Below are 7,990 nucleotides of genomic sequence, written 5' to 3' on the forward strand. Positions count from 1 at the left end.
TCCCAGTCGGTACCGCAGGCGACGCCGATGGACCTCGACGAGCCGGCCCCGGTCGAGGTGGTCGAGTCCGAGCCCACCCGCCCCAGCCAGGAGTGGTCCGTGCCCGCCCCGGGCAACCGACCGCAGACTTCCACGCTCACCTACGTCAACCAGGCGTTCAGCGATCTCGTGCCACCGGCGAGCCTCCACGACCTGACCGAGAGCGAGTACCAGGACTGGCTGCGGAACAGCCTGCCGGACGATCCGGACCGGTCCGGCCGGCCGTTTCCGCTCTCCTACGTCGTCAACGCGATCGTCTCCGAGCGCGAGCTGCGCGAACACCCCGAGCGGCTTCAGGAGTTCCTGGACGCGGTCACCGAGGAACTGGAGGGGTACCCGGGACGGGTGGCGGTCGTCGTCGGCGTCAACGCGCGCGTGGAAGGGCCCCCCGGGGGAGGGCGGCAGACCAAGGCGGCCAAGGCCGAAAGTACCGCCGCGAAGCACGCCGAGATCGCCGCGACCGTGCGCCACGCGGCGGCGCAGGCCACCTTCGCACGCCCGCTGGCCCTGGTCCCGATGACCATGACCTGGCCGGACGGCAAGGCCTTCCCGTTCGGGACGGCCCGCAACAACGTCCTGGAAAGCAACGCCAACCGCCATCTGGTGCGCTCGATGATGGACCGGCGGACCCACCCGTACATCGCGTTCATGGACTTCGACACCTATCCGCACGTGGTCTCCACGCGCGACGGCGCGACCACCCGGAACACGCATGTCTTCAGCTGGTTCGAGTCCCGGCTGGAGACGGGCGAGGACGCCCTGCCGCTGCGCCCGCTGATGATGTCGGGCGGCTACCGGCTGCCGCGCCCGGACGAGACGGCGGCGACCGCACGGCTGAAGGAGCTGACCGAGAGCCGGTACGCGGCGCTGCTGGCCGAGAAGGGCAAACCGGCGACCTCGTCGTTCGAGGAGATGCTGGAGACGGTCCGGAGCGAGATCACCCACGACATGCGGGTACGGACCCGGCTGCGCGGCCTGCACCCGTTGCTGCCGTACTCACCCGAGCCCAACCTCTTCGTGGACGCGGCAGCCACTCTGCTCAGGGGCGCGCCGGACCGGCACCAGCTGCGTTTCGGGCCGGGCGGGGCGGAGTTCCACAACCTGAGCCAGTCACTGAACCGGGTCAACACGTGGGAGCTGCGGGAGGACCTGCCGCTGCCGCGGCCGCCCGCCCCGCATGCCGACTTCACCACCCACCTCAGGCGGCGGTGGGCGTACGCGCAGCGGCTCGAAGCACAGCACACCCGGCGCAAGGTCGCAGCCGAGAACCAGGTGCTGCCGCGGCGGGGCGCCGCCTTCGTCGTGGAGTTCGAGCAGGCGGCGGTCCTCACCGACCTGTCCCGGCTGGTCGCGGGGCGCTGGGCGACCGGGGCGCTGCCGCAGGACCACGTGGGGCTCACCAACCCGTTCCAGCGGATGTTCCACCAGAGTGAACCGGGGCTGGGCAACGTCCAGGCGGGGCGCCGGGGCCTTCAGCTGGCACCGTTCCGCGATATCTGGGGTCTCGCGGAGTACCAGGACGAGGAGGTCCTGGACTCCGTCAGCCAGGTTCCCGGCATGAAGGGCCAGCCCCTTTGGGGCAGCGCGGCGCAGCCGGTGCACACCAACAGTCCGCTGTGGCCCGTGCACCCCACCACCCCGCTCGTCCACGGCGCACCCGTGGCCGACCGGGCCCCGGGGCTGGCGGCGCATCTCGACCCGCGGCTCGGTGTGCCGGGAGTGAACTCGGTCAGTGTGTCGATCTCCGACAAGGTGTCACGGGAGCCGGACCCGGTCATCTGGGCGGGCATCGACCCGAACAACATCAGGCTGTTCTCCCGGGCCCTCGCGCTGAGCGCGGACAACCCGTACTTCCTGGACCACCTGCGGTACTTCGCACACGAGTACCTGCCGTCGTTCCGCGAGGGCCATGTGCCGGCCGGGCAGCTGGTGCCGCCTCTCGGGTCCCAGGGAACCCTCTTCCGGGCACTCGACAGCGTGCCACACGGGGAACCAGGCGGCGAGAGTGTCCTCCAGGCGGTCTGGCGGGGGCTGTACGCGAACACGAACTCCCTCCGGGAAGTCGGCACCCTGGTCGCGGAGGCGGACCGGCACGGCATCGGCGTGGAGGAACTCTTCACCCGGCTGGCCACCGGGTCCCTGCACTCCCCTGGCCAGAGCTTCACGGAACTGCGCCACGGGCAGGAGTTCACGCTGGGCCCCGACGCGCACTTCCTGCTCGGCCAGTACGCGTCGGCCCTCGGCATGAGCATCGAGGTGCGGGGCCTCAACGGCGAGCCGTATGCCACGCAGTCGCCGGGGAGCAGCGTTTCGCGGCGCCTCGTGATCGAGTGGCATGTCCAGGGTCCGCGCGGTGAGCGGGGCTGGAGCGCCTACATCGAACAACTGCCGGAGACCGGCTCCAAGCGCCCCGGCGGCGGCAACCACCACAACGGCCGCATGCCCCCGAAGCTCCGGACGGGCGCGACCGAGATCTCCAGCATGATGGCGGGCACCAGCCTGGGCGGCGGCGCGGGGAGGGCGACGTGACGGACACGCGGGAGGAACAGGGACCCATGGTGGCGGGAGCCCCCGCAGGCAAGTCCGCCGGAGAGCCCGTGGATGGCTGGGAGCCGGCGTCGCGCGTCGAGGCCGCCGAGTCAGAATGGGCGCTGCGGCAGGCGGAACTCCGCCTCACGGGAGCCCGGTTGGCGGCTCTGCGGCGGGCCGGATCGAGCACCGGACCGTCGGCGGAGGCGGAGGCGGACGCCGCACCGCCGTCCGCGCCCGAACCCGCCCGCTCGGCGCTCTCCGACCTCGCCCTGGGCATCCTCACCGGCGGGTCCACCACCCGCCCCGGCCGTGCCACCGGCCCTGAGGGTCCCTCATGAATTGCCGGGAGCTATGGTCAGCGTCGCAACCAGGCGGAATTGTTGATGGAGGGTCAGTGCAGCGCAGCAGCTTCACCCGTCGGGAGGGCTCCCGATGAGCGGACTGACCTCGCGGCTGCCACGGTGGCGTGGACGGCGCTCAGCGGCGGAATCGCTTCCCGGCCCCGCCACTCCCGACCCTGCCGTCTCCGGCCCTGTCGCGTCCGGCCGGGTCGCGGGTGACCCGCAGGGCCCTCGCACGGTCCTCGACGAGTTCGGCGCGGCGTCCGGCCCCGGCGGCGCGTCCGGATTCCTGCTGCGCTCCTCCGCCGACCGCCGTACCTCTGTGCGGGAGCTGGCCCGGAGCCTGCACGTCGAGCGGGAGCACCCGGTGGTCATCGTCGACGTCGCGCCGGACGCTGCGGGGAACCTGGGCGAGGAGCTGGGCGGCCTGCTCGCCAGGCTGCGCGACGAACACCGGTCCGCCGCCCGGCTGGTGATGTCCGGCGCTGCCGCGCGAAAGCCCGACGGGCAGCTTCCGCTGGCCCAACGCCTCGCTGATGCGTGGGACTTCGAGATCGAGGCGCCCGATGCCGCAGCGGTCCTGGTGCCCGGCGGCGGACTGTACGTGAGCGAGCCGGCGAGCCCGGCGGGCGGCTGGTGGCGCTTCGCGCCGGGCGCGGAACCCGTGGCCCTGGGCGCACGCATACCCGCCCCGCGCTGGCAGCGCGCTCTGGCCCGGGTTCCGCTCGGCGAACTGGGCGACCACACAGTCCGGCAGATACCCGCGGGGCTGCTGCTGCACCCCAGGGGCACGGCGGCACCCCACCCCGGCGATCTGGCGTTCGCCCTTGCCGTGCACCCGGACCGGCTGACCGTACTGGTGAGCGGCGCGGAGAGCCGCAACGACCTCGTGGAGGACCTGGCGACGCTGCTCGCCCGGCTGCCTGCGGAACTGCGTGACCGGGTGCGGCTGGCCCCGGGCGGCGGACACGATCTGCTGCCCGTCGCCCAACGGGTGGCCGACCTGCTCGGCACGGAGGTGGAGGTCTGCACGGGCCTCCCGCTTTCCGTGCCGAACCCCTCGGGCGGCGCGTTCCAGGAGCGGGTACGACTGGTCTCGGCCGAGGGCGAGTGCACCTGGCCCGCTCTGCTCGCCGCGGTGAGCTGCACTCCCACGGAAGCGGAAGCGGAAGCGGAAGCACCGCACCCGGCCCCGCGTCCGGTGCACTGGCTGCTGCCCGACGCCGTGGTCGGCCCGGATCCGGAACCCGCCGTGGGGCGCCTGCCCGGCGGATCGTACGTGGTCGCGGTACGGGCCGGATTGTGGGTGGGCGGCTCCCCCAACCCCCCGGCGGCGGTCCGGGAGCGGCCCGCCGACGCGCGAGCGGTGCGGATCGAGGTCGAGGACGCGGGCGGCGACGGACAGGCCCGGGGCGCCCTCCTGAAGGCACTCGCCGCCCTGTTGCCGGAGCTGGACGGTCAGGTCCGCGAGCACGCCGAGATCGCGTCGCCCGCCGGTGCGGGAGCCGAAACGGTGGACGCGCTGCGGCGCTTCGCGGTACGGAACGCGCTGATGTTCGCCGCGACGCCCACGCGTTCCGCACCGGCGGCGGAAATACCCGTGCCCACCGCGCCGGTGCCCGCCGCGCCCGCGTCCCCGACGAGCACCTCTGCGGCGCGCTCCGCGACGACACCCCCTGCCCCCGCACCTGCCACCCGTCCGGCCACCAGCAGCGCTCACGCAGGCCCGTCGATGTCTCCCACGCCGGCAGCCGGACCGGCCGCACAAGCCGCGGAACCCCAGAAGACCGTCCAGGTCGCTTCGGCTCCGCGTACACCCGCACCCCCGACTCCGCCCCCGGCTCCGCGTGCACCCGCACCCCCGGTCCGGGTCGCCGTGGCGGCGTCCCGGCACCCTGCCCCGGCTCCGACGGGCTTCAGCAGTGGCGCCGACCGGGCCGCCTTCCGCGAACTGGCGGCGTCGGTCTGGGAGGAGCACACCGGGCCGGTCAACCGGGCTCTGGTGCAACTGCCCGCTCTGCGCGGTCCCGAGGAGGAGCAGGCACGGGTCGACCTGGTCGCCGTGCACCTGTATCTGACGTCATCGCCCGGCGGACGGTTCGGAGCGCTCGCGCTCGCCTCCGACGCGGGCACGGGAGACGGCGAGTTGGCGCGGTACGCCGCCTGTCTCGCCTCCGGGCTGCGCAGGCTGCCCGCGCTGCGGGGAACCCTGATCCGGGCCGTGCCGGGGCCCGGGATCGCGGACGAGGCCGTTTCGGGAGCCGTCCTGCGCTGTGACGCACCGCTCGACGTCGTACACCTTGAGCAGAAGGGCGCTCCGGCGCCGCCGGACGGCCATGCCCGTTACGTCATCCGGCCGGTGACCGCCCGTCGTACGTCGGTGCTGGCCGCCCCGGGTGACAGCGGTGCGACGGCGCTCTTCCCGGCGGGTACCGAGTTCTCCGTACTGGCCAGGCACGAGGCGTCCGAGGAGGGTCCGGCACGGGTGCTGCTGGCAGAGATCCCCAGTGGGGCGCGGCAGTTCCGGCCGCCGTCGGACGAGGCGGTCGCCCGGCTCGACGAGGCGGCCCGCCGGGACGACGGCGCGACGGCCGCCAGGTGGCCGACCCGCTGCACCGGCCACTTCCCGTGCCGTACCTGATCCGGCAGCCATCCGCCCGATTTCCCGTCCCCCATCCTGATCCGTCCGAGAGGCATGTCATGGCAACCAGCGAGTCAGCCGCAGCCGGCGCGGAGTCCGGCACTCCCGGCTCACCCGTCCCCCGCGCGGCGGCGGTCGCGGCACTGGCCGAAGAGCCGTCCGCCGGGCTGTTCCCCAAGAAGCCGGACGACGGGGCCGCCGCGGCACCGTCCGGCAGCGGTACTCCCGCCACCGTGTCCGGTTCCGCCGCCCCGGCCACCGCCGAGGGCGAGGAGGGGGAACCGCCCCAGGCGGAGGCCCAGGCGGAGACCGAGGAGCAGCCCCGGGCGGAGACCGATCCGGAAGCCGCCGCGCTCCCCGGGACCCCCGCGGTCGCTGTCGCCGGTGCCGCCGCGACGAGTTCGGCCGCCTCGGCCGGGACCGCGACCGCCACCGCGACGGCGGCGGGCAGCGCGACCGGCGCCCGCCGCACCGGAGTTCTCCCCCTGGGCCGCCCCGGCAAGCCCCTGATCGCGGCAGCCGTGGCCGGCGGACTGGTCCTGGTCGGTGTGCCCTTCCTGATCTCCGGCCTGTCCGGATCGGGCGACGACACCTCTGCGCCCTCCGCACTGGCACCGGCGGGCAGCCGGATGGGCCCGGACGGCTCGGGCCCGGGTTTCGTGCCGGGCCGGCAGAACGCCCCCGGTGAGAACCGCCCGCAGTCCGACGGCAAGCCCGCCGCCGGCTCAGCGGCGGCAGGCGGCTCCGGAACGGGTGGCTCGGCTGGCGGCTCGGGGACGGGCGGAGTCCACGAGGCCGGCACGAAGACCGTCGGGACGGGCAGCGGCAAGGAGGCCCGGCACACCCCGGCCGGGAAGAACGCGGAGCCCGCGGCGTCCGACGCTCCGGCGGCCAAGGACAGCTCCGGCAAACCGGCCGACAAACCGGTGTCGAGCCAGCAGGAGCGGGCGGCCGCGGTCACGTACAGCCACTTCATCGGCCCCGGCTGCAACACCCCCGGCTTCGCCACGTCCGACCAGTACCGCGACAGCAACAGGGGCTGGCGCGGCAGTTCGGGCAGTCAGACGTCCTACGGGTGCAGCGGGTTCTACTACAGCGTGCCGCTGTCCGACAGCACCACGAAGTCCACCGGCTACGCCCAGTGGAAGTTCCCCACCGGGTCGGTGACCAAGGGCACCTGCCAGGTCTCGGTCTACGTCCCGAACGTCAAGGACCTCAGTTACGTCGGCGGCAACCCGGCCCACTACGCCGTCCACCGCTACTTCCAGGCCAAGCCGAGCACCCAGATCGACACCTTCGAGATCGACCAGCCCTCGCACCTGGGTCAGTGGATCAACGCCGGAACCTTCCCGGTGAGCACGGGCAAGATCTCCATCGTGCTCGACAACCGCGGCAAGACCTCGGGCAACCGGCACGCCGCCGCCGCTCCGATCAAGGTGAAGTGCACGGCCTCGTGACCGCGTGAGCGGGGACAGCCCTCAGGCGGAGTCCGTGCCGGTCCGGCCGCCCGGACCGGCACCCTGCCGCTTCTGTTCCCTGATCACGTCGCGGTACCAGGCGTACGAGTCCTTGGGCGTGCGGCGCAGCGTCTCGTAGTCGATGTGGACCAGGCCGAAACGCTTGCTGACTCCCTCGGTCCACTCGATGTTGTCGGTGAGCGACCAGGTGAAGTAGCCGCGTACGTCGATGCCCGCGTCGATGGCCGACCGCAGGGACTTCAGATGCGCGTCGAGAAAGGCGATCCGGCGGGTGTCCTTCGCGGGTTCGTCGAAGGCACAGCCGTTCTCGGTGATGTAGAGCGGCGGGAGCCGGTCGCCGTAGCGGCTGCTCAGCTGGACGAGGGTCTCGCGCAGTCCGTCGGGGACGACGGGCCAGCCGAAGTCGGTCGTCTCGTACCCCTCGATCTCCCTTATGCCGAAGGGCAGTTCGTCAGGCATGCCGAAGCCGGCGAAGGTGTCGAGGGCCTCGGCCCTGGGCGCGCCGACGAGCGTGGGGTTGTAGTAGTTGACCCCGTACCAGTCGAGCGGGGCGGAGATGGTCCGCAGGTCGTCCTCGACCGGGCCGGGCATCAGCGCGGCGAAGTTCTCGTCGGGGTAGCGGCCGGCGAGGAGCGGGTCGGCGAACAGCCGGTTGGTCAGCGTGTCGTACAGCTCGGCGGCGAAGCGGTCCTCCTCGGACTCTCCCGCGGTCCAGACCGGGGAGTGCGAGACGGCGATGCCGATGTTGTCTGCCCCCGCGGCACGCAGTGCGCGTACGGCCAGGCCGTGGCCGAGGAGCTGGTGGTGGGCGGCGGGCAGCGCGTCGAAGAGGAGGGCGCGGCCGGGGGCGTGCTCGCCGAGTGCGTAGCCGAGCATGGTCACCTCGGCGGGTTCGTTGATGGTGATCCACATGGGTACGCGGTCGGCGAGGCGCTCGGCGACGATGCCCGCGTACTCGG

At 73.2% G+C, this 7,990-nt stretch carries 4 protein-coding genes and 1 pseudogene; 4 read left to right on the forward strand and 1 reads right to left on the reverse strand.

Going from position 1 to position 7,990, the window contains the following annotated elements:
• From J1C73_RS19390 to J1C73_RS19405, 4 genes and pseudogenes are all read left to right on the forward strand, one after another.
• Positions 1–2,568, forward strand: a pseudogene (locus J1C73_RS19390) (hypothetical protein); the annotation flags it as partial.
• Complete coding sequence (locus J1C73_RS19395) at positions 2,565–2,909, forward strand: hypothetical protein (RefSeq protein WP_207317520.1); 345 nt, start codon at positions 2,565–2,567, stop codon at positions 2,907–2,909. The pseudogene J1C73_RS19390 and the gene J1C73_RS19395, both read left to right, overlap by 4 nt.
• 94 nt (positions 2,910–3,003) lie before the next feature.
• Complete coding sequence (locus tag J1C73_RS19400) at positions 3,004–5,553, forward strand: hypothetical protein (RefSeq protein WP_207317521.1); 2,550 nt, start codon at positions 3,004–3,006, stop codon at positions 5,551–5,553.
• A 59-nt stretch (positions 5,554–5,612) separates the two neighbouring features.
• Positions 5,613–7,010 carry a hypothetical protein gene (locus J1C73_RS19405; protein WP_207317522.1) on the forward strand — a complete coding sequence of 466 codons (1,398 nt, stop codon included), beginning with the start codon at positions 5,613–5,615 and terminating at the stop codon, positions 7,008–7,010.
• Between the two features lie 21 nt (positions 7,011–7,031).
• Here J1C73_RS19405 and J1C73_RS19410 read toward each other — a convergent pair.
• A partial coding sequence (locus tag J1C73_RS19410; RefSeq protein ID WP_207317523.1) for a glycoside hydrolase family 1 protein occupies positions 7,032–7,990 on the reverse strand: 959 nt, incomplete at its 5' end.

It is taken from the genome of Streptomyces laculatispora, from assembly GCF_017353455.1.
Lineage (GTDB): Bacteria > Actinomycetota > Actinomycetes > Streptomycetales > Streptomycetaceae > Streptomyces > Streptomyces laculatispora.